Here is a 22,628-nt window from a genome sequence, read left to right on the forward strand (position 1 = left end):
CCGGCGCCGGCATCTACCGCATACTTGCGCAGTGAACAGCCCCGCTTCTTCCCCCGGATCGGTCAATTTGCCGCTCAGCGTCATCGTGGTGTCCGCCGACAGTGGCGAGACCCTGCGCGATTGTGTGCGCCACGTGCTGGCCTGCCAGGTACCGCTGGAGCTGATCCTGATCGACAACGCCTCGGCCGATGGCGTGCCGCAGGCAATCGCTCGCGCGCAGGAGCACGAGCCGCGCCTGAAACTGCTCTACAACCGCGCCAACCTCGGCTTCGGGCCCGCGGTGAATCGTGCGGCCGCGCAGGCGCGTGGAGAGGTGCTGCTGGTGCTCAATCCCGATTGCATGCTCGATCAGGCCAGCCTTCAACGCCTGCTCGACGTGCTGGACGATGACCCGAAGACGGGGCTGGTCGGCGCGGTGGTCTGTGATGCGCAAGGCGTGCCCGATCCGGCGTCGTATCGGCGCGATCCGCTGCTGCGTCGCGCGCTGGTCGATCTGTTGGGCACGTCTGGCGAGGGCGTCAATATCAAGGGCGCGATACCGGACCGAGTAGTCGAGGCCGAAGCAGTCTCCGGTGCGCTGATGCTGATGCGGCGCACGTTGTTCGAGCGCATCGATGGTTTCGACGAAGGCTACTTCCTGCATTGCGAAGACCTGGACCTGTGCCGCCGCGTGCGTGACACGGGACGGCGCGTGCTGCTGGCCGGCGACGTGCGCGTGCTGCATGGCAAGGGCAGTTCCAGCCGGCATCGACCAGTGTTCGTCAGCTGCTACAAGCATCGCGGCATGTGGCGCTGGTTTCGCAAATTCGATCCGGCTGCGCGCAATCCGTTCGTCGCGGCGGCGGTATGGCTGGGCATCTGGACGCACTTCGCGCTGCAGATTCCCGGGCAAACGCTTAAGGCGAGGAGTGAGAAATGAGGAGTGAGAAGTGAGAGAAAGCCAGAACCCCGCAGCGGGCGATGCCTTGCTCTCTCTCACTTCTCACTCCTCTTCACTCACTTCTGTTCCTGCGCCATGAGTACCTCGCGCCTCGCCACCCTCGCCACTCTCGGCCTGCTGCTGATGACCGCCGTGTGGGGTTCGACCTTCGTCATGATCAAGGATGTGATCGCGCGGATGCCGGTGGCGGATTTCCTCGCCGTGCGTTTCGCGGTGGCGGCGGTGGCGATGCTGGCATTGTTTCCCCGGCATGTCTGGCGGCTGGGGCGGGTCGGCATCATGCGCGGCCTGGTGCTCGGCGCGATCTACGGTGCGGGGCAACTGCTGCAGACCTGGGGCCTGGCGCTGATTTCACCCAGTGTCAGCGGATTCACCACCGGCATGTACGTGGTGTTCACGCCGATCCTTGCCGCGCTGCTGTTCCGCCAGCACGTGCGGGCGCGGGTATGGGGCGCAACGCTGCTGGCCACGCTGGGGCTGGGGTTGCTGTCGCTGCACGGTTTCTCGGTCGGCGCAGGCGTGTGGCTGACCCTGGCTTCGGCGGTGATGTACGCGCTGCACATCGTGGTGCTTGGCCGCTGGGCACGTTCGGACGACGCGTTTGGTTTGTCGGCCATGCAGATGGTGGCGATCGCGCTGGTCTGCGGATTGGCCACGGTGTCGCATGGTGGTCCGATGCTGCCGCCGGATTCCGCTGCGTGGCTTGCCGTGTTGTACATGGCGCTGATCGCCGGTGCCGGCGCGATGCTGTTGCAGACCTGGGCCCAGTCGCATCTGCCGGCCACGCGTGCGGCGATCGTGATGACTACCGAACCGGTCTTCGCCGCCGCGTTCGCGGTGGCCTTCGGCACGGATGTACTCGGTTGGCGGATGCTGGTGGGCGGTGGCCTGGTGCTGGCGGCGATGTACCTGGTGGAGCTGGCGCCGCGTCGCAAGACGGTGACGGCACTACCGGCCGAGGCAGTGCATCACGAGGTGTGACCGGCGGCTTTGCGCCGGGTGGCCCGGGTCTGCATGGCCACGCGCACCAGGTACACCACGATCGCCACGTTGCCGACCAGTGCGGCCAGCTTGAGCCAGCCGAAGCGGTGCAGGGTTTCGTACAGTTCCAGCGGAATCAGCGAGGCGGTGGCGATCACGGTGAACCATTCCGCCCAGTACTTGCCCATCAGCAGGCCGACGCCTTCGATGCCGAACAGCACGGCATAGCCCAGTGTCACCAGGCCCACCGCCACGAATTTGCTCGGTCCGAAATCCACCAGCGTCGACACCAGCTTCCAGCGCAGGCCACTGCTGTCGGTCAGCGGCAGGTGTTCCAGCCAGTGCACCATGTGCTCGAAGTTTTCCGCATGATCGAGATGGAATGCCGCCGCGGCCACCAACAGCAGGCAGAGCGTCTTGACGATCTCGTAGAAGGCGATGACACGCAGGCCGGCACGGTGCGGCGAGGCGGGTGCCGTCTGCGCGGTGGAGCGGGCAGCGGCAGTGGTTTCGAACTCGGACATGCGGAATCGGAGTGACGTGGATCGGAGTTTCCATTGTCCGCGCTGGTGGATGAATGGCCAGTGCGCAATGGCAGGGGCGGGTGTCGGAGCGGAACGGCCCGGCAAAAAGGCCACGCCGAGCGTGTCGGCGTGGCCTCGGGTCCAGGCGGGTTCTTCAGCAGCAGCGGCCGCCGCCACCCTTGTAGCGGGCTTCCTGCCGCTCGCGGAAGAATTCCTCGTAGGTGGGCACCTTGCGCTCGGGATGGTGCTCGCGCAGGTGCTTCACGTACACCTCGTAGTCGGGTACGCCGCAGCACAGGCGGGCGGTTTGCACCGCCCACTTGCGGACGGACTGGAAGCTCGCATTCATCGCGTCATCCTCAGTGGCTCACGCCCATGGTACTCGCCACGCTGTCCAGTGCCACGTACGGTTCTTCGTGCGCGGTTGGGTGGCTGGTCTTCCACGCCTTCACCAGCGCGCGCAGGCAGAACAGCACCATCACCACGATCAGCGCCATGAACAGGCCGGTCAGCGCCATGTCCACGTAGTTGTTGGTGACGATCTGCTGCATCGCGGCCTGGGTCTTGGCCGGAGCCAGCAACTGGCCGTTCTGCATCGCGGCGGAGTACTTGTTGGCGGCGGCGGTGAAGCTGATCGGGCCGCTGAGCTTCTCCCAGCCTGCGGTGAGCGTGCAGATGATCAGCCAGATCGCCGGGATGCCCGGCACCCACATGAAGCGCTCGCGCTTGAGTTTCACCACCACCACGGTGGCCAGCATCAGCGCGATCGCGGCCAGCATCTGGTTGGCGATGCCGAACAGCGGCCACAAGGTGTTGATGCCACCCAGCGGATCGACCGCGCCCTGGTACAGGAAGTAGCCCCACAGCGCCACGCAGATCGCGGTGGCGAGCAGGTTGCCGGCCAGCGAGCTGGTTTCCTGCAGCGGCTTGTGCACCAGGCCGGCGATTTCCTGGATCATGAAGCGGCCCACGCGCGTGCCGGCATCCACCGTGGTGAGGATGAACAGCGCTTCGAACAGGATCGCGTAGTGGTACCAGAACGCCATCATGCCCTCGCCGGGAATGATGTTGTGCAACAGCTGGGCCATGCCCACCGCCAGTGTCGGTGCGCCACCGGCGCGCGACAGGATGCTGTGCTCGCCCACGTCCCTGGCGGTCTGCAACAACTGGTCAGGCGTCACCACGAAGCCCCACTGGCTGATCACGGTGGCGGCGTGATCCACGGTGGTACCGATGATCGCGCTGGGCGAATTCATCGCGAAGTACACGCCCGGATGCAGTGAGGCGGCGGCCACCAGGGCCATGATCGCCACGAAGGCTTCCATCAGCATGCCGCCGTAACCGACCAGGCGTGCCTGGCCTTCATTGGCCAGCAGCTTGGGCGTGGTGCCGGAGGCGATGATCGAGTGCCAGCCCGACACCGCGCCGCAGGCGATGGTGATGAACAGGAACGGGAACAGGTTGCCCTTGAACACCGGGCCGCTGCCGTCGATGAACTGGGTCACCGCCGGCAGCTGCAGCATCGGCGCGGCCAGGAAGATCGCCAGCGCCAGCAGCGCGATGGTGCCGATCTTCAGGAAGGTGGAAAGATAGTCACGCGGCGCCAGCAGCAACCACACCGGCAGTACCGAGGCAATGAAGCCGTAGCCGATCAGCCACCAGGCCAGGCTTTTCGCGTCCATGTCGAAGATCGGCGCCAGCGTGGCCGAGTCGGCGATGTACTTGCCGCCCCAGATCGACAGCAGCAACAGCACCAGGCCGACGATCGACACTTCGAGAATGCGGCCCGGCCGCACCCAGCGCAGGTAGGCACCCATCAGGAACGCGATCGGAATGGTCGCAGCTACCGTGAAGGTGCCCCACGGGCTGTGCGTGAGCGCCTTGACCACCACCAGCGCCAGCACCGCCAGCACGATCATCATCAGCACCAGCACGCCGATCATCGCCACGATGCCGGGGGCTGGCCCCAGTTCCTCGCGCAGCATGTGGCCCAGCGAGCGGCCGTCGCGACGCAGCGACAGGCCGAGGATCATGAAGTCCTGCACCGCACCGGCAAACACCACGCCGAACAGGATCCACAGCGTGCCGGGCAGGTAGCCCATCTGCGCCGCCAGCACCGGGCCGACCAGCGGGCCAGCGCCGGCGATGGCGGCGAAGTGGTGGCCGAACACCACCCACTTGTCGGTGGGCACGTAATCCAGGCCATCGTTGCGCAGCACCGAGGGCGGTGCGCGGGTGGGGTCCATCCTCAACACGGAATATTCGACGAACTTGCCGTAGAAGCGGTAGCCGATCACGAACACCGCGATGGCGGCGGCGACCAGCCAGATCGCATTGATCGGCTCGCCGCGACGCAGCGCGACCACGCCGAGGCAGAACGCACCGACGATGGCGATGGCAGCCCAGAGGATCTTTCCCGCCGGACTGGTTTTGACTGTTGCACTGTGCATGAGGGATCTCCCCGGGAACTCCCCGCAAGAGTCCCCCTCCGCGTGGCAGGGGGTCAATGGCAAGAGCGTTAGCCATTGGTCGAATGCCGGTGGCGCCGAAATGGTGCCGGCAGGGCGGATCACGGCATACACTGGGCCCACCTTGACCTGCAGGAGCCCGCGTCATGCGCATCCGTCCGCGTCACCTTCCGTGCCTGATTCTGCTCGCTGCCGTCACCTTGCCGGTGGCTGCCTCGGGCACCCAGTTCAAGGACCTGCTCAACAAGGCCAAACAGGCGACTCATCTCTCCGACAATTCGCAGGCTGGAGCCAACCTGCCCACCAGCGACATCGCCGCCGGTCTCAAGGAGGCCTTGGCGAAAGGCACCACCAACGCGATCAACAGCCTGGGTCGCAACAACGGTTTCTGGAACAATCCGAAAGTGCGTATTCCGCTGCCCGGCAAGCTGGAGCAAGTCGCCAGCCTGGCGCGCAAGATGGGCATGGGTGCCAAGGTGGATGCGTTCGAGTTGAGCCTCAATCGCGCCGCGGAAAAAGCCGTGCCGCAAGTGGCGGACATCTTCGGCGATGCGATTCGCAAGATGACCTTGAGCGATGCGCGCGGAATTCTCGGTGGCGGCGATCACGCGGCCACCGACTACTTCCGCCGCGTGGCCGGTCCGGCGCTCACGGCACGCATCAGGCCGATCGTGGACAAGGCCACCAACAGCGTCGGCGCCACCGAAAAGTACAAGGCGCTCACCGCCAGCACCGGTGGTGTCGGTGGCGGCGCACTGGGCGGGATGCTCGGTGCGTTGGGTGGACATCACGGAAGCAAGAGCAGCAGTCCGCTGGACCTGAATGACTACGTGACCGAAAAGACCATCGATGGCCTGTTCACCACCATCGGCGAGCAGGAAAAATCCATTCGCGACAATCCCGCCGCCCGCAGCACCGACCTGTTGAAGAAGGTGTTCGGCGGCGGCTGAACGGATCGCGACGTCACATAGCGATCTGTGCAGGAGCCCGCTCGCGGGCGATGTTTTTGTTTTCCGCTTACGGGAGCGCCAGAGCAAGAGCATCGCCCGCGAGCGGGCTCCTACGGGTTCCTGCACCTGTACGGCCGGGCGTTCACGGATCAGTACGCCGGCATGACGCCGTTCCGGCTAAAGTCAACGAAGTCCCCACCCGCGCACGACGAGGTTCCGATGATTCGCGAGATCCTGAAAATGGGTGACCCGCGCCTGCTGCGCGTGGCGCCACCGGTACCCGATGCGATGATCGGCAGCGCCGACCTGGACGCGTTGATCGCCGACATGTTCGACACCATGCACGCCGCCGATGGCGTGGGGCTGGCCGCGCCGCAGATCGGCGTGGACCTGCAGCTGGTGATCTTCGGTTTCGAGCATTCCGAGCGCTATCCCGATGCACCGGAAGTGCCACAGACGATCCTGCTCAATCCCGCCATCACCCCGCTTTCGCAGGACATGGAAGAAGGTTGGGAAGGCTGTCTTTCGGTGCCCGGGCTGCGCGGTGCGGTGAGTCGCTACACCTTGATCCGCTACCAGGGCCTCGATCCGAAAGGCGCGAAGATCGATCGCACCGCCGAAGGCTTCCATGCCCGCGTGGTGCAGCATGAATGCGACCACCTGATCGGTCGGTTGTATCCGTCGCGCATCACCGATTTCGCGAAGTTCGGTTTTACCGACGTGTTGTTTCCGGGACAGTTGCCGGCGGACGACTGAATGGTGCGCCGGAGTCGGGCCCATCCGGTGGGAGCCGAGCTTGCCGGCTGGTTCGCATGGCGCCAGTTCCCCGGCTTTCGAGATTCTGATACGGAGTCGCATCGAACATGAGCCGTTTTGACAAACCCGTGGTAGGCAGCAGCGTCGACTGGAGCGACCCCCAGTTGCAATCGCTGCTCAGCAAGACCGAAGGCTGGAGCCTGGACAATCGCGGCGTGTTTTCACCGGTGGCGTGCGAGCTGCACGTGGGCTGGGGCGCCGGCACGGGCCGACCCGCCACGCTGGTGTTCGAGCGCGGCAAGGTGATGGTGATCGAGGCTGATTTCGTCATTCCCCGCGACGAGCATGTACGCGTCGACCAGGTGAAGGCCGGCGTGCCTCGCTCGACCTGGGGCGTGGTGGTGGACCGGCGCACGGGACATCGTGCCGACGACCATGCCAAGGGCATCGAGGTGTACTGGGTGCACGCGCGCTGAGGCCATCGGGCCGCTTGGTGGTAGTCGGACCTGGTCGTGACGTGGACCACATGTCGCGTGTACCGCGTTTCGGCGGTGCGGCCGGACAGGCGGGTATTCGCGCTGGAACGATCGGCTGATCGCATGCCCGGGTGTCGTCGATTTCAGCAGACGCCAGTTCCCTGCCGGGAGTCGCCGGCCGACTCACTGAACGCAGGCGAAGATTTCGGGCAAGGCAGCCAAGTATTTCGGGTTTTCGGGCATATGCAACGCGCATTGGACCGCTGCACGGCGTAGTCTGCAGGGACTGGCATGAACGAAGGTCTCCGCAATGAAAAAAGATGACGTCAACCACGTGCGGATCGTTTCAGCCGACATCAGCTCCGAATCATTGAGCGGCATGGTCATCTTCCGGCCGCACTGCGTTCCGCGCACCAGCCACGATGCCAAGGCGGTGGCGGAACGCTGGTATGCCTTGCGTCCCGGCGAAGTGCGCAGCTTTGCGCGCGCACTGCTGGATGCGGCCGATACGCTGGATCAGAAGGCCAAGTCACTGCAGGCTGCGCGGATCGTGGAGAGCTGATCGCAGCAGCTGTCGCCGATTGTTCAGCCGTGGCGGTGCCGGTTGATCGTGTCGCGTAGCGTTTGTGCCGCCGCGCGTGCCGCCGTGGCGAAATCCTCGCCACTTCCGGCATAGAGAATGGCGCGCGACGAGCTGATCATCAGGCCGGTGCCATCGGCGGTGAGGCCATGGCGCAGCACGGCTTCCACGTCGCCGCCCTGGGCACCGATGCCGGGCACCAGCAGCGGCATGTCACCGACGCGGGCACGGACTTCGCCCAGTTCTTCCGGCCAGGTGGCGCCGGTGACAAGCGCGCAATTGCCATTCGCATTCCAGTCGCGGGCGATGGTTTCGGCCACGCGCAGGTACAACGGCGCGCCGCCGCAATCGAGTGCCTGGAAATCCGCGCCGCCGGGATTGGATGTGCGGCAGAGCAGGATCACGCCCTTGTCGGCATGATCGAGGAACGGCTGGATCGAGTCGCGACCGAGATACGGGTTCAGCGTCACCGCATCGGCCTGGTAGCGCTCGAACGCTTCGCTGGCGTAATGCTTTGCGGTGCTGCCGATGTCGCCGCGCTTGGCGTCCAGGATCACCGGTACATCCGGGTGGTGTTCGTGGATATGCGCAATCAGCCGTTCCAGCACGTCTTCGGCGCGCAAGGCGGCGAAATGCGCGATCTGCGGCTTGAACGCGCAGGCCAGGTCGGCGGTGGCATCGACAATGGCGGCACAGAAATCGAACACCGCATCCGGCGCATTTCGCAGGTGGGCGGGGAATTTCGCCGGTTCCGGATCCAGGCCCACGCAGACCAGGGTGCCATGCTCGCGCCAGCGCTTTTGCAGGGTGTCGTGGAAGCGCATCGCATGGATCTCCGGCAGGGAACGGGCCGTATAGTCTAGCGAAGCGGCCCGTTCGCGTGCTCCTTCGCCCGGTGGGTGCGTGGACGTGCCCGGGCCCTGTGCAAGGTCCCCGAAGGGTGTGTGAACTCCCGTCCAACGGGCCTATACGCGGATGTTTGCTCTGCACGGTGCCGCGGCGACGTCCGTTTCGCCGGCCGTCGGCGATGATCGGCGAAACGGTGGCTGCAGCCACTGATGGCCGTCAAGGTGGCTTCCCGCGGTCATCTTCGGTGGATCAGCCCTTCGCGGAGGGGGCCGGTTTCCGCATGGGGTTCCGGTTTTTTTGCGCCGCAGCGTGACATCTTTCGCCGTCGGCGTACTAATTGGCTCCAGGGAGCTTAGATCGATCCAAATTTATCGTGATCCAGATCATGCCGCAGTCCGAAAGACTCGCATGGCTGGATCGGTCCGAGGTGGGGAGGGGCAGGGCACGCCGACGCGTGTCGCCATGGCCACGACTTTCCGCCAGACAGATTCGAGGAGAGGTGGAAAGCCGCATGAAACCTGAATTCGCCCGCATTTCCGCGATGGCACGCCCGGACACGACCCGTGTACGGGTGTGGATCGCGATGCCTGCCGTCGCTTCCGGTGGCGCAGCGGACGACCGCCAGCGGCTTTTCCTGCACCCAGTCCGATCATTCGCCGTCGCGCAAGCGCGGTCCTGAAACATCCGGTGTCGATGCTGAGCCGCCGGAGCGCTGGTGGGTAAAATTTAGATCGATCCAACTTCATGAAAAAAGCAAGGCAACAACCGCAAGAATCACGCTTCCAGTTGCATGTGATCAAACGGGGGATCACCGCATCGAATCCGGAAGAACGCACATCAAATGGGGATCAAACAACATGACTGACCTGCTGCATGTCTCTACCCGCAAGCCGTTGTATACCGCGCTCGCCCTGGTGACCTTGTCATTCGGCGGCTACATGGGTGTACCCGAGGTTGCCTTTGCCGCGCAGACCACGCCTGCCGCGACACCGGCGACCACGCCGCCCGCCCAGGCGACCGACAGCGCGAATGCGAAAAAGAAGGCCGACAAGAAAAAGGGCAACGACGCCAACAATCCGGCCAACCTCGCGGCGGTCATCGTCACCGGCTATCGCCAGTCGATCGATCAGAACCTGCAGGACAAGCGCTATTCGAACTCGATCGTCGAGGTCATCAACGCGCAGAACATCTCGCAGTTCCCGGCCAAGAACATTGCCGACGCGCTGGCCCACGTACCTGGCGTGGTCATCACGCGCGAATCCGGCGAAGGCAAGACGGTCAGCATCCGCGGCCTGGCGCCCGAGCTCACGCTGACCGAATTGAACGGCAACTACGTGGCTTCGGCCGACACCTCGTCCGGCCTGACGCGTTCGTTCAATTACACCCTGATGCCGGCCAACATGTTCTCGGACATCAAGCTCTACAAGAGCCTGGAAGCACGTCTGGACGAAGGCGGCATCGGCGGCAATGTCGACTTGCGCACACGCCGTCCGCTGGAGATGGCCGCCAATGACGGTTTCGTCTCCGTCAATGGCGCGGGTGCCGACAACAACAGCAAGATCAAGCCGCAGGTGTCCGCCTTGTGGTCCTGGAAAAACAAGGACGAGACGTTCGGCTTCCTGGTCGCCGGTTCCTACCAGGAGCGTCACGACACCGATTACACCGCCAATGCGTCGAGCTGGCACTGGTGGTCCAACAACTGCACCGATTACGCAAGTTGCACCGCGCCGCCGACGAACGTGAGCGGCCAGGCCTACGGCCCCGACGTGGCGCCCAACCTGGCCCTGTGGCCGGGTGGTGGCGTGGTCGACCAGTCCGGCAAGGTCTACTCGGGTTACTGGATGCCGCAGCAGTTCAGCACCAGCCAGAACCAGCTGAGCCTGAAGACCAAGGGCCTGCAGGCCACCGTGCAGTTCAAGCCCACCGACCATTTCCTGCTGACCGGCAACTACTTCCGCTTCCAGCATCAGCAGACACAGATAACCAATACCCTGGAAGTGCCCGAGTGGGGCCTGCCCAGCAATCACGACTTCACCGACCAGCAAGGCCGCCTGCTTGCGCCGAACGGCCTGACCTTCGATCCGTCGGGCACCGTGGTCACCGGCGCCAATTACGTGTTGCCGCCGGCCGGCGTCGGCTGCAACGCGACGACGAATCCCAGCACCGGTGCGCAGCGTCAGGCGGTGAATGTCTGCTCCACCGAGATTCCGTGGCTCAACGGCAATTACTCGGTTGAAAAGGCGACGTCGCAGACCGTCAACCTCGAAGGCGAGTGGGACGGCAGTGGCAACCTCAGCGCCACGTTCAACGTCGGCCGCACCTGGGCAACCGGCGGCCCGTCGATCGAGCTGGGCATGGCTGCCAAGCCGCGCAACTTCGTCAACGGCCAGTGGGTGGACGGCAGCACCGGCGCCGCATGGACGCTGAATGGCAAGCCGACCATCATGGTCTCGCCCAACGTGTTGCAGAACATGCTGGCAGGCCAGGGACAGGTGGATCTGGGCTCGACCGGCTCCGGCATGGTCAACACCAGCACCTCGCAGAACTTCGCCCAGGCAGACTTCACCTGGGCCTTCGACGACAGCTGGATGCAATCGCTGCAGTTTGGCGTGAAGTACCGCGACAACCACGCCGAACAGCAGAGCAACGAATTGCGCTGGTACTGCAAGGGCACCACGCTGCAGTTCCAGACCTGCGACCCGAATGCCGGCCAGTTGCCGGCGGGCTTCCTGCTGCCGAATGCGCTGAATGGCAACAACGAGGCCTTCAACGACAACCTCTTCCCGGCGATCAATTTCCCGGCTTACTACAACCACCTCAACTCGACCTACGATCGGGTGCTCTACAACCACCCCGAAAACAAGTCGTCGATCCAGGAGAAGATTGCCGCGGCCTACGTCCAGGCGAACTTCGCCACGGATTCGTTGCGTGGCAATGTCGGCCTGCGTTTCGTCAGCACGCAGCAGGACATCACGGTGGCCGACGAGATCACCACCAACAATGCGGTGTATTACCACGATGCGAGCGGCAACATCCTGATCTGCCCGGCCAGTGGCGTGAACGCCGGTGGCGGACCGTGCGCACCGGGTGACTTCCAGTATCTGCCGCGCGAACAGTCGGTGATCCAGTCGTTCACCAACGCGACCACCAGCAAGCGGTACAACAAGCTGTTGCCCAGCTTCAACATCGCCTGGACGCTGCCGAACAACTTCGTGATCCGTGCCGCCGGTTCGCAGGCGATGGCTCGTGCCAACTACACCGACCTGGCTCAGCTGGGCAGCCTGACCAACAACACGCAGGCCTACTACAACGATCGCAGCCAGTTCGGCGCACCGCCTCCGGGCTGGTACGGCAGCGGCGCCAATGCGGACCTGAAGCCGTTCACCGCCACCCAGTTCGACCTGGCGGGCGAGTGGTACTACGCGCCGGAGTCCGTCATCGGCGTGGACCTGTTCCAGAAGAAGGTGAAGAACTTCGTCGTGCCGGTTACCGTCAACAACATCAACGTGGATGTGGGCGGCACGCAGCAGAACTTCCTGCAGTACAGCACCAACGCCAATGGCCGTTCGGGCACGTCCAAGGGCGTGGAGCTCTACACGCAGCACACCTACGAGTCGGGCTTTGGCTACATCGCCAACTACACCCTCAACAAGACCAGCGAAACGCCGGTTTCGCTGGGCGATACGCAGGTGGGCAAGTCGGAGCTGATCGGCAGCGCCAAGTACGCGGCGAACGTGTCGCTGTTCTATCAGAAGAACGGCCTGCTGCTGCGCGCCTCCGACAACTGGACGGGCCGCACCATGCAAGGTCTGTCGTCGGGTCTGCCGGTCTATACGCGGCCGTACCACCAGATCGATCTGAACGGTGACTACGAGTTCAACAAGCACTTCACGGTGACCGCGTCGATCATCAACCTGACGAAGTCCCTGGAGCGCTCCTACCTGGGTGGCGATACCTCGGCGCGACTGAACCAGCTGGAATACGCCGGACGCCAGTACTACGTGGGCGTCACGTACAAGTTTGGCGATGGCAAGTAAGTAGCAAGGCGCGGGCGCGGGGTCAGGCCCTCCCCCCTGACCTCGCGCGGATGCCGGGCCTCCCATGGGGGAGGCCCGGCATACCGGCAAGGCATCGAGCGGACGGCTCGATGAAAAATGGCCCACGTATCCCGACCCGGTCTGCGCGTCATCCGCCGCAGTCTCCGGCCGCCATGCGTCGGCTCCGGGCCCATGCATGGAGAAGGGCACACCTCCATCTTCCCACCGGAAAAACCATGAACACATCTGCAGCGAACCCCCGTTGCCGCACGTCATCGATCCGCAATCGCTCCAGCGCGCTGGCAGCCATGCTGGTGCTCTTCGCCCTGGGAGGCGCGAGTGCGATTCACGCGCATGACGACAAGGGATCGCAGCAGGCGATGCAGTCCGTCGACGAAGCCAACCCGCTGGTGGGCACCGCGCCGCTGGACAAGCAGTCACTGATCGGCAATGCACCGCCTCCGGGCGAGCCGCTGTATTCGGGCATGGATTCGCCGGGCGCGCGTTTGCCGCACAGTGCGGTCGAGGCAGCGCCGGTCAACAACAATCTCGATCTCAGCTATCCCACCGGCGTGGGCACGCCTTACTACTATCCCAACCCGACGATGATCGGTTTCACCGGCGGTGGCGGTTCGACCTACGGCGGTGGCGCCGAACCGATGATCATGCCGGTGGTGGGCGACTGGACGGTGCCGCCGGACTACGCGCAGTCGTATTACGACAAGACGCGCGAGAAAGCCTCGCCCGGCTACTACTCGGTCTGGCTCAACACATTCCGTACCCGGGTCGAACTGACGGCGACGCAGTGGACCAGCCTGATGCGCTTCACCTTTCCGGCGAGCCATCGTTCCAACGTCATCATCAACCTGCGTCGCCTGGGCGGCAACGTGGAAGTGGTCGGCGATCGCACCATCCGTGGTGTCGATGCAGGCTGGCATGGCAGGAAGGGTGAGTGGTTCGTCGCCGAGTTCTCGCGGCCGTTCGCCAGCTTTGGCACCTTTCACGCCATCCCCAGCCATGACGACTGGGGTATCGGCGACAAGGACGTGCAGGCCAATCGGCGCGTGACCTCGGGCAGTTACGCGGGCGCCTATGTGACCTTCGATACGCAGGCCGGCGAGCAGGTGCTGGTGAAGATCGCCCATAGCCCGACTGCCGCCGAAGCCGAGCAGCGACTGCACGAGGAAGACCCGGACTGGGACTTCGCCCGCGTGCACAAGCAGGCGCGCGAGGCGTGGGCGAAACTGTTTGACCGCGTCCAGGTCACCGGCGGCACGCCGAAGCAGCGCATGCTGTTCTACTCGACGCTGTACGCATCCTTTGCCAGCCCGCGACTGGTGGCCCGCAAGGGCCAGCGGTTCACCGACGTCGACGGCCAAGTCCGGGTGGCGAAGTACGACCGCTACGGCACCGTGCCGTTCTGGGATACCGGCCGCAACCAGATCGTGCTGCTGATGCTGCTTGAGCCGAAGATGGTGCAGGACATCATGCGCTCCGAGCTCGACATGGCACGCGAACGCGGCTACATGGACACCTCGTTCCATGGCGACAATGCGGTGTTCCTGTATGACGGCGCGTGGCAGCGCGGCATTCCGTTCGACTACGCCGCCGCGTACGTCTACCTGCGCAAGAACGCGACCGACCCGAACGGACCGCGCCATTATCTGGCCGAGTACGAAAAGAACGGCTGGATCTCCGACATCGTGCCACCGGGCAATCCCAGTCCGCCGTATGCCGGCGGCAAGGCCGGCGTCGCCACCACGCTGGAATACGCCTGGGACGACCACGCGATGGCCAACATGGCACAGCGGCTCGGCAAGACGGCCGACGCGAAGATGTTCATGGGTCGTGCGGCGAACTACCACAACGTGTTCGACGCGTCGGTGGGCTTCATGCGCGGCAAGACCGCGGACGGCAAATGGATTTCGCCGTTCGATCCCGACGAGCCGTACTACAACTTCATGTCGAAGGAAGGCTCGGGCTGGTCCACGCTGTGGCTGGTGCCGCAGGATGTGCAGGGCCTGATCGACCTGCTCAGCGGACGCGCAGCATTCAACGCCAAGCTCGATACGTTCTTCACCAAACCCTACCGGCCCAAGGGCATCTGCCGCGATTGCACCGGCGTGATCGGGCAATACGTGCAAGGCAACCAGCCCGACCAGCAGGCAGCCTACCTCTACGACTGGAGCGGCCAGCCGTGGAAGACGCAGGCGCTGGTACGGCGCATCCTCGCCGAGATGTACGGCAGCGATGCCAGCGGTTACGCCTTCCCCGGCATGGACGACCAGGGCTCGACATCGTCCTGGTACGTGCTGAGCGCGATGGGCTTCTATCCGGTCGATCCGTCCATGCCTGACTACATCATCGGCAGCCCGATCTTCGACACGATGAGTCTGAAGATGGGCAACGGCAAGGTGCTCAAGATCGTCGCGCGCAACAACTCGACCACGAACAAGTACATCCAGTCAGCCACGCTCAACGGCAAGCCGTGGAACAAACCCTGGTTCAGCCAGGCGGACATCGCCAACGGCGCCACGCTGGTGCTCACGATGGGACCGACACCGAACAAGGCCTGGGGCGCCGACCCGGCCGATGTGCCGCCGTCGATGACGGCGCAGGGGCATGGTCGCCAGTGACCTGACATCTTCCGCGAGCGGGCTCCTACACTGGCGGAAGACGCTCTCCATCTCGCTTTTTCTCCACAAGGAGTTGCACCATGCGTCTACTGCCGCGACTTTTCCTGATATCCGGACTCGCGCTTGCTTCGGGCATGGCCTGTGCCGTGCTGCCGCCGGGCACGCATGACCTTCGCGTGATGACTTTCAACGTGCGTTACGGCGAGGCCAAGGACGGCATCAATGCCTGGCCCAAACGCCGCGACCTGATGGTGCAGGTGATCCGCTCGGAGCACCCCGACATCCTGGGGACGCAGGAGCTGCTCTCGCCGCAGGGCGACTATCTGCAGCAACACCTGCCCGGCTACAAGTGGTTTGGCATGGGCCGCAACGGCAACGAGATCAACACGAACGACAACGAGCACATGGGCGTGTTCTACGACACCACGCGCCTGAAAGTGCTCAAGTCGGGCAACTTCTGGTTTTCCGATACGCCGGACAAGCCGGGCAGCATGAGCTTCGGTCAGCCGATGCCGCGCATGGTCACCTGGGCGGAATTCCAGGACTTGCGCAGCGGCAAGACGTTCTACTACTACAACACGCACTTCCCGTATCAGGATGGCGCCCGGACCGACGCGATCCGCGAGCGCTGCGCCGCGGAAATCCGGAAACGCCTGGCCAAGCTGCCGGCGTCACTGCCGTTCATCCTGACCGGCGACTTCAACACCACGCCCGACAGCAAGACGCATGCCGTGTTGACCCAGGTTCTGCACGACGCGCGCATCTCGGCGCCCCGGCATGAAGGCCCGGAAGGCACCTTCCACGGTTTCACCGGACATGCGACCGACCGCATCGACTGGATTCTCTATCGCGGCGTGAAAGCCGACGACGTCCGCACCATCACCACGCACCACGGCAAGGTCTATCCGTCCGACCACTTCCCCGTGGTCGCGGATTTCAGCTGGTAGGGGTCGGTACCATCACGCTGGCCTGCATCCCTTTCCCGCAGGAGGGGGCAGCATGCTCGAAAACCATCTAGGAGCGCACCCTGTGCGCGAATGCTGTTGGCTTCGATCAGACATCAGAGCATTCGCGCACAGGGTGCGCTCCTACAAAAACGGTCGTTACAAGCGGGTGTGCAGAAGGGGGAGTATTTGCTGCTCCCTTATCATGGATAGGGCGACCGGATCGGCCGCTCCTACCAGCATCAGTCAGGCCAGCTTCTTGTACTTCACCCGGTGCGGCCGTGCGCCTTCGTCGCCCAGGCGGCGCTTCTTGTCGGCTTCGTACTCGTTGTAGTTGCCGGGGAAGAATTCGACGTGCGAGTCGCCTTCGAAGGCGATGATGTGGGTGGCGATGCGGTCGAGGAACCAGCGGTCATGCGAGATCACCATCGCGCAGCCGGGGAATTCCAGCATCGCGTCTTCCAGTGCGCGCAGGGTTTCCACGTCCAGGTCGTTGGACGGCTCGTCGAGCAGCAGCACGTTGCCGCCCTGCAGCAGGGTCTTGGCCAGGTGCAGGCGACCGCGTTCGCCGCCGGACAGGTTGCCGACGATCTTCTGCTGGTCGGTGCCCTTGAAGTTGAAGCGGCCGATGTAGGCGCGCGACTGGATCTCGAAGTTGCCGATGGTGAGGATGTCCGAGCCGCCGGAGACTTCCTGCCACACGTTGTTCTTGTCGTCGAGCATGGCGCGCGACTGGTCGACGTAGGCCAGCTTGACCGTGTGGCCCAGCTTCACTTCGCCGGTATCCGGCTGTTCCTTGCCGATGATCAGTTTCATCAGGGTGGATTTGCCGGCGCCGTTCGGGCCGATCACGCCGACGATGGCGCCCGGCGGTACCTTGAACGACAGATCGTCGATCAGCAGGCGGTCGCCGAAGGACTTGCTGACGTTCTTGAACTCGATCACTTCCTGGCCCAGGCGCTCGCCCGGCGGAATGAAGATCTCGTTGGTCTCGTTGCGGTGCTGGTACTCGACCGAGTTCAGCTCCTCGAAGCGGTTCAAGCGCGCCTTGCCCTTGGACTGGCGGCCCTTGGCGGCCGAGCGCACCCACTCCAGTTCCTTCTCGATCGCTTTCTGGCGCGACTTCTCCTGGTTCGCTTCCTGCTTCAGGCGCTGATCCTTCTGCTCCAGCCACTCGGTGTAGTTGCCCTTCCACGGGATGCCGCGGCCGCGATCCAGTTCGAGAATCCACTCGGCGGCGTTGTCGAGGAAGTAGCGGTCATGGGTGACGGCCACCACGGTGCCCGGGTAGTCGTGCAGGAACTGCTCCAGCCAATCCACCGACTCGGCGTCCAGGTGGTTGGTGGGCTCGTCCAGCAGCAGCATGTCCGGCTTGGACAGCAGCAGGCGGCACAGCGCCACGCGGCGCTTCTCGCCGCCGGACAGCGGTCCGATCTTCGCGTCCCACGGCGGCAGGCGCAGGGCGTCGGCGGCCACTTCCAGCTGGCGCTCCAGCGCGTGGGCGTCGTTGGCGGCAAGAATGCCTTCCAGCGCTTCCTGCTCCTTGGCCAACTTGTCGAAATCCGCGCCTTCCTCGGCGTATGCCGCATAAACCTCTTCGAGGCGCTTCTGCGCGTCGAGCACTTCGGAAACGCCTTCCTCGACGGACTCGCGCACGGTCTTTTCCGGATCGAGCTGCGGTTCCTGTGCCAGGTAGCCGACCTTGGTGCCGGGGTTGGCGCGTGCTTCGCCCTGGAAGTCGGTATCCACGCCGGCCATGATCTTCAGCACGGTGGACTTGCCCGCGCCGTTGACGCCAAGCAGGCCGATCTTCGCGCCGGGGAAGAACGACAGCGAGATGTCCTTGATGATCTGGCGCTTGGGCGGGACGATCTTGCTGACCCCGTTCATGGTGTAGATGTACTGCATGTCGACTCCGGAGGCTGCACTGCGGCGGGCACCCGGCTGGGTGCCGCACAAACCCCCATTATAGCGGTTGCCGCGATCGACCGGCGCCCGCCTTTTGCCATGCCGCCGCACGGCACAAGCCATCTCTGCCAGTGATTCTGCCTGCTCAGCGGACTGGGGCAGGACACATGAACAGGAGCGTGGAACGGGGCGGGGTGCGGCTGGCGGCATTCGATCGCTGGCTGGGCTGGCGATCGATGGCGCGCGGCCGACTCGCCGTCTTCACCCATGAATTCGTCTGTTTTGGCCTGAAACAGGCCTCTGCCTGCCTGTTCGGCGGGCTGATGGTGGCCTTGCTGCTGGTGAGCTGGCGCTGGTATCCACGCGATGCCTGGCTGGCGCGCTACGATTTCCTCACCTTGGCCGCCGTGGCGATCCAGTGCGGCTTGCTGCTGGCCCGGCTGGAAAGTCGCGAGGAGGCGAAGGTGATCCTGCTGTTCCACGTGGTCGGCACGGCGATGGAACTGTTCAAGACCGCGGTGGGCTCGTGGAGCTACCCGGAACCCTCGCTGCTGCGACTGGGCGGCGTGCCGCTGTTTACCGGCTTCATGTACGCGGCCGTGGGCAGCTACATCGCCCGTGCCTGGCGGTTATTCGATTTCCGCTTCAGCCGGCACCCGCCATTTGGGGCGACGGTGGCGCTGGCCGTGGCCATCTACCTCAATTTCTTTACCCATCACTACCTTCCGGATGCCCGGCCGGTGCTGTTTGTGGCGGTGGCGGTGCTGTTCGGCCGTTGCCAGGTGCACTACCGGGTCCGACGGATACACCGGCGCATGCCGCTGCTGTTGGGCTTCGTGCTGGTGGCGCTGTTCATCTGGGGGGCCGAAAACATCGGTACATACAGTCACGCATGGTTGTATCCGGCGCAGCGGCACGGTTGGCACATGGTCCCGCCCGGCAAGCTGGGTTCGTGGCTGCTGCTGATGATCATCAGTTACGTGATGGTGTCGGTGCTGCACCGGCCGAATCGGGTGCCGGTGGCCGCAACCCGGCGGCGGCGCTACACTTTCGGGATTAACCTCCACCACCCACCCGCAGAGGCTCGAATGTTCACCAAGGACTGCACGATCGCCGGTTATGACGACGAACTGGCCAAGGCCATCGCCGACGAAGGACGCCGCCAGGAAGACCACGTCGAGTTGATCGCCTCGGAGAATTACGCCAGCCCGCGGGTGATGGAAGCACAGGGTTCCAAGCTCACCAACAAGTATGCGGAAGGCTATCCGTCCAAACGCTACTACGGTGGCTGCGAGTACGTGGACGTGGCCGAGAAGCTGGCGATCGAGCGCGTGAAGCAGCTGTTCGACTGCGATTACGCCAACGTGCAGCCGCATTCCGGTTCGCAGGCCAACCAGGCGGTGTACTTCGCATTGCTGCAGCCGGGCGACAAGATCCTGGGCATGAGCCTGGCCCATGGCGGCCATCTCACCCACGGCGCCAAGGTCAACATTTCCGGCAAGCTCCTCGACGCCGTGCAGTACGGCGTGGATGACAACGGCATCGTCGACATGGACGAGGTCGAGCGCCTGGCCGTGGAGCACAAGCCGAAGATGATCGTGGCCGGTTTCAGCGCCTATTCGCAGGTGATGGACTGGGCGCGTTTCCGCGCCATCGCCGACAAGGTCGGCGCCTACCTGTTCGTGGACATGGCGCACGTCGCCGGCCTTGTGGCTGCGGGTGTGTATCCCAGCCCGTTGCCGCACGCCCACGTGGTCACCTCCACCACGCACAAGACCCTGCGCGGTCCGCGTGGCGGCATCATCCTGGCCAAGGGTGCGGGCGAGGAGATCGAGAAGAAGCTGCAGTCGATCGTGTTCCCTGGCATCCAGGGTGGCCCGCTGATGCACGTGATCGCGGCCAAGGCGGTGGCGTTCAAGGAAGCACTGGAGCCGGCCTTCAAGGCCTACCAGACGCAGGTGGTGAAGAACGCGCAAGCGATGGCCAAGACCATCATCGCGCGCGGCTACAAGATCGTTTCCGGTGGTACCGAGAATCACCTGATGCTGATCGACATGATCGGCAAGGGCGTCACCGGCAAGGCCGCGGAAGCCGCGCTGGGCAAGGCGCACATCACGGTCAACAAGAACGCCGTGCCGAACGACCCGCAGAAACCCTTTGTCACCTCCGGTCTGCGCGTGGGTACGCCCGCCGTCACCACCCGCGGCTACCAGGAAGCCGATTGCGTGGAGCTGGCCGGCTGGATCTGCGACGTGCTCGATGCGCCGGAAGACGAGGCGGTGATCGCCGCCGTGCGCGCCAAGGTCGAGGCGCAGTGCAAGAAATTCCCGGTGTACGGCTGAGAGCTGGAAGTGAGTGAAGAGGAGTGAGAAGTGAGAGAAGGCCGCAGCTTCTGATGCTTTCCTCTCGCTCCTCACTTCTCTACCCTCACTCCTGACCCATGCATTGCCCCTTCTGCCAGCACGAAGACACCCGCGTGATCGATTCGCGGCTTGCCGAGGACGGTGCCACCGTTCGTCGTCGTCGTGAGTGTCCGCAGTGCGGCGAGCGCTTCAACACCTTCGAGACGGCGGAGTTGAAGTTGCCCGCCATCGTGAAAAGCGGCGAACGGCGGGAGTCGTTCGACGAACGCAAGCTGCGCATCAGCTTCGAGCGTGCGTTGCAGAAGCGGCCGGTAAGCAGCGATGCGGTGGACACGGCGGTACGCGAGATCATCAACGACCTGCGCCGCAGTGGCGAACGCGAAGTGGCTTCGCGTCAGGTCGGCGAACTGGTGATGCGCGAGTTGAAGAAGCTCGACCAGGTGGCTTACGTGCGTTTCGCCTCGGTGTATCGCAAGTTCGAGGACGTGCAGGCCTTCCGCGAAGAGATCGAGAAGCTCGAGCGTGATCTGCCGGAACTGGAGAAATTGCAGCTTTCGCTGCTCGGCGGCGACCAGGGTACGGCGTCGCGTCGCCCCCGCAAGGGCTGACGGCTTTCTTCTCCTCTCCACATGAGGAGAAGGATGGGTGAAAGGACGTTCTCGCCTCACCGTATGCTCGAAGCGCACTCCAGTGCGACACTATCGCCAGCCCGTCCCCTCACCTCGGTCCTCTCCCCGGAGGGGAGAGGAAGACAAGCATGACCTTCACCGTCGTCGATCACCTGCACATGGCGCATGCACTGCGTCTGGCCGAGCGTGGACTGTTCACCACCCAGCCCAATCCGCGCGTAGGTTGCGTCATCGCGCAGGGGGCCGAGGTGGTAGGAGCCGGATTCCACCAACGCGCTGGCGAACCGCATGCGGAAGTGTTTGCGCTGCGCGAAGCTGGCGAGCGTGCGCGTGGCGCCACTGCCTACGTCACGCTTGAGCCTTGTGCCCATCACGGCCGCACGCCGCCCTGCGCCGATGCGCTGGTGGCTGCGGGCGTGGCCCGCGTGATGATCGCGGCCGAAGACCCGTTCCCCAAGGTGGCCGGGCGCGGCATCGAAAAGCTGCGCACCGCTGGCATCGTGGTGGAAAGCGGTTTGCTGCGTGACGAGGCACGAGAGCTGAACATCGGCTTCTTCAGCCGCATCGAGCGTGGTCGCCCGTTCGTGCGGGTGAAGCTGGCCATGAGCCTGGATGGCCGCACCGCGCTGGCCAATGGCGAATCGAAGTGGATCACCGGTGCCGCCGCGCGCGCCGACGTGCAGCGCTGGCGCGCACGCAGCAGCGCCATCCTCACCGGCAGCGGCACCGTGCTGGCCGATAACCCCCGCCTCACCGCTCGATTGAACGAAGGTTTTTCCCTCTCCCCCATGGGGAGAGGGCAGGGTGAGGGGCGGGTGCTCGCGACAGACTCGCCTGATGCCGAGGCCATGGCCTCCGTTCCGCCCCTGCGCGTCGTGTTGGACCGTCACTTGCGCACTCCGCCCGACAGCCACGTGCTGGACGACTCGGCGCCGACCCTGTTGTTGCACGGTGTCGCCGCGGCTTGCCCGGACGATCGTTTTTCGCAGGTCGAACGCGCGGTTGTCGCGGAACGGAATGAGGCATTCGACCTGTCTGCGGTCCTCGCCCTGCTGGCCGCCCGCGACGTCAACGAAGTGCACGTCGAAGCCGGTCCGACCCTCTGCGGCGCGCTGTTCGCCGCGGGCTTGGCCGACGAACTGCTGCTCTACGTGGCGCCGATCCTGCTCGGTGACAGCGCGCGTCCGTTGCTGAAACTGCCGCCGTTGGTCGACATGGCGGCGCGCTGGTGCTTGCAACTGTACGACCAGCGCATGCTGGGGCAGGACCAGCGCCTGCGTTTTCGCCCGGCGAGCTGAGCGGGACGATCCGGCCCCGTGCGCCGGACGCAGCGTTCTCCGGCAGGACACAAGCGGCCGCGGTGGTAGTGCTAGACTGCGCAAGCCGGCTTCTGCCGGCATCAGTACGACGTCTTCAGGGCGGGGCGAAATTCCCCACCGGCGGTAGGCCTTTCGAGGCGAGCCCGCGAGCGCCTTCGCCGCAACGCGAGGGGTCAGCAGATCCGGTCGAATGCCGGAGCCGACGGTTGGTAGCGGGTGACCGCTGCCTCATAGTCCGGATAAAGAGAAGACGGTTCGACACGCGGCC

18 protein-coding genes, 1 pseudogene and 1 riboswitch are annotated in these 22,628 nt (G+C 64.5%); of the genes and pseudogenes, 14 read left to right on the forward strand and 5 right to left on the reverse strand.

Annotated elements, in window-relative coordinates:
- The first annotated feature begins 67 nt into the window (after positions 1-67).
- Positions 68-919: a glycosyltransferase family 2 protein gene (locus BMY90_RS05160; protein WP_092702189.1), complete on the forward strand. Its 852-nt coding sequence runs from the start codon at positions 68-70 to the stop codon at positions 917-919.
- Between the two features lie 96 nt (positions 920-1,015).
- Complete coding sequence (locus BMY90_RS05165; protein WP_092702191.1) at positions 1,016-1,921, forward strand: DMT family transporter; 906 nt, start codon at positions 1,016-1,018, stop codon at positions 1,919-1,921.
- Here BMY90_RS05165 and BMY90_RS05170 read toward each other — a convergent pair.
- From BMY90_RS05170 to BMY90_RS05180, 3 genes are all read right to left on the reverse strand, one after another.
- On the reverse strand, positions 1,909-2,445 hold the full coding sequence (locus BMY90_RS05170; protein ID WP_092702193.1) for a DUF2127 domain-containing protein: 537 nt from the start codon (positions 2,443-2,445) through the stop codon (positions 1,909-1,911). The two genes, BMY90_RS05165 and BMY90_RS05170, sit on opposite strands and share 13 nt — an antisense overlap.
- Before the next feature lie 154 nt (positions 2,446-2,599).
- Positions 2,600-2,794: a YbdD/YjiX family protein gene (locus BMY90_RS05175; RefSeq protein WP_092702195.1), complete on the reverse strand. Its 195-nt coding sequence runs from the start codon at positions 2,792-2,794 to the stop codon at positions 2,600-2,602.
- A 10-nt stretch (positions 2,795-2,804) separates the two neighbouring features.
- Complete coding sequence (locus tag BMY90_RS05180) at positions 2,805-4,895, reverse strand: carbon starvation CstA family protein (protein WP_092702197.1); 2,091 nt, start codon at positions 4,893-4,895, stop codon at positions 2,805-2,807.
- Between the two features lie 164 nt (positions 4,896-5,059).
- On the opposite strand from BMY90_RS05180, the gene BMY90_RS05185 reads away from it, so the two are divergent.
- The 4 genes from BMY90_RS05185 to BMY90_RS05200 all read left to right on the forward strand — a co-directional run bounded on the left by BMY90_RS05185 (position 5,060) and on the right by BMY90_RS05200 (position 7,657).
- Positions 5,060-5,863, forward strand: coding sequence for a DUF4197 domain-containing protein (locus BMY90_RS05185; protein ID WP_092702199.1), 804 nt, complete (start codon positions 5,060-5,062; stop codon positions 5,861-5,863).
- A 219-nt stretch (positions 5,864-6,082) separates the two neighbouring features.
- Positions 6,083-6,619: a peptide deformylase gene (gene def, locus BMY90_RS05190; RefSeq protein ID WP_092702201.1), complete on the forward strand. Its 537-nt coding sequence runs from the start codon at positions 6,083-6,085 to the stop codon at positions 6,617-6,619.
- A 107-nt stretch (positions 6,620-6,726) separates the two neighbouring features.
- On the forward strand, positions 6,727-7,095 hold the full coding sequence (locus BMY90_RS05195; RefSeq protein WP_092702202.1) for a hypothetical protein: 369 nt from the start codon (positions 6,727-6,729) through the stop codon (positions 7,093-7,095).
- 310 nt (positions 7,096-7,405) lie between these two features.
- Complete coding sequence (locus BMY90_RS05200; protein WP_092702204.1) at positions 7,406-7,657, forward strand: hypothetical protein; 252 nt, start codon at positions 7,406-7,408, stop codon at positions 7,655-7,657.
- 23 nt (positions 7,658-7,680) lie between these two features.
- Here the strand turns inward: BMY90_RS05200 and pyrF are convergent, their stop codons facing one another.
- Entirely contained in the window at positions 7,681-8,499 is an 819-nt protein-coding gene (gene pyrF / locus BMY90_RS05205) for an orotidine-5'-phosphate decarboxylase (RefSeq protein ID WP_092702206.1), read from the reverse strand.
- A gap of 536 nt (positions 8,500-9,035) precedes the next feature.
- On the opposite strand from pyrF, the gene BMY90_RS17325 reads away from it, so the two are divergent.
- The 4 genes from BMY90_RS17325 to BMY90_RS05220 all read left to right on the forward strand — a co-directional run bounded on the left by BMY90_RS17325 (position 9,036) and on the right by BMY90_RS05220 (position 16,144).
- Positions 9,036-9,203 carry a hypothetical protein gene (locus BMY90_RS17325; protein WP_217638552.1) on the forward strand — a complete coding sequence of 56 codons (168 nt, stop codon included), beginning with the start codon at positions 9,036-9,038 and terminating at the stop codon, positions 9,201-9,203.
- A gap of 178 nt (positions 9,204-9,381) precedes the next feature.
- Positions 9,382-12,561 (forward strand): TonB-dependent receptor, encoded by a 3,180-nt coding sequence (locus tag BMY90_RS05210; protein ID WP_092702207.1) that lies wholly within the window; start codon positions 9,382-9,384, stop codon positions 12,559-12,561.
- Between the two features lie 236 nt (positions 12,562-12,797).
- Positions 12,798-15,197: a GH92 family glycosyl hydrolase gene (locus BMY90_RS05215; RefSeq protein ID WP_245734917.1), complete on the forward strand. Its 2,400-nt coding sequence runs from the start codon at positions 12,798-12,800 to the stop codon at positions 15,195-15,197.
- Between the two features lie 80 nt (positions 15,198-15,277).
- Positions 15,278-16,144, forward strand: a complete 867-nt coding sequence (locus BMY90_RS05220; protein ID WP_245734919.1) for an endonuclease/exonuclease/phosphatase family protein — start codon at positions 15,278-15,280, stop codon at positions 16,142-16,144.
- 243 nt (positions 16,145-16,387) lie between these two features.
- Here BMY90_RS05220 and ettA read toward each other — a convergent pair whose 3' ends face one another.
- Positions 16,388-18,049 carry an energy-dependent translational throttle protein EttA gene (ettA, locus tag BMY90_RS05225; protein WP_092702345.1) on the reverse strand — a complete coding sequence of 554 codons (1,662 nt, stop codon included), beginning with the start codon at positions 18,047-18,049 and terminating at the stop codon, positions 16,388-16,390.
- A gap of 236 nt (positions 18,050-18,285) precedes the next feature.
- Here ettA and BMY90_RS17190 point away from each other — a divergent pair.
- From BMY90_RS17190 to ribD, 4 genes and pseudogenes are all read left to right on the forward strand, one after another.
- A pseudogene (locus BMY90_RS17190) lies at positions 18,286-19,017 on the forward strand (DUF817 domain-containing protein); the annotation flags it as partial.
- A gap of 120 nt (positions 19,018-19,137) precedes the next feature.
- Positions 19,138-20,391, forward strand: coding sequence for a serine hydroxymethyltransferase (glyA, locus tag BMY90_RS17195; RefSeq protein WP_008214461.1), 1,254 nt, complete (start codon positions 19,138-19,140; stop codon positions 20,389-20,391).
- A 98-nt stretch (positions 20,392-20,489) separates the two neighbouring features.
- Positions 20,490-21,020 (forward strand): transcriptional regulator NrdR, encoded by a 531-nt coding sequence (nrdR, locus tag BMY90_RS05235; RefSeq protein WP_092702215.1) that lies wholly within the window; start codon positions 20,490-20,492, stop codon positions 21,018-21,020.
- A 149-nt stretch (positions 21,021-21,169) separates the two neighbouring features.
- Positions 21,170-22,339, forward strand: coding sequence for a bifunctional diaminohydroxyphosphoribosylaminopyrimidine deaminase/5-amino-6-(5-phosphoribosylamino)uracil reductase RibD (ribD, locus tag BMY90_RS05240; protein ID WP_245734921.1), 1,170 nt, complete (start codon positions 21,170-21,172; stop codon positions 22,337-22,339).
- A 107-nt stretch (positions 22,340-22,446) separates the two neighbouring features.
- Positions 22,447-22,616, forward strand: a riboswitch (FMN riboswitch).
- The last annotated feature ends 12 nt before the right edge of the window (positions 22,617-22,628 follow it).

Origin of the sequence: Rhodanobacter glycinis, assembly GCF_900114325.1 — a bacterium.
Lineage (GTDB): Bacteria > Pseudomonadota > Gammaproteobacteria > Xanthomonadales > Rhodanobacteraceae > Rhodanobacter_A > Rhodanobacter_A glycinis.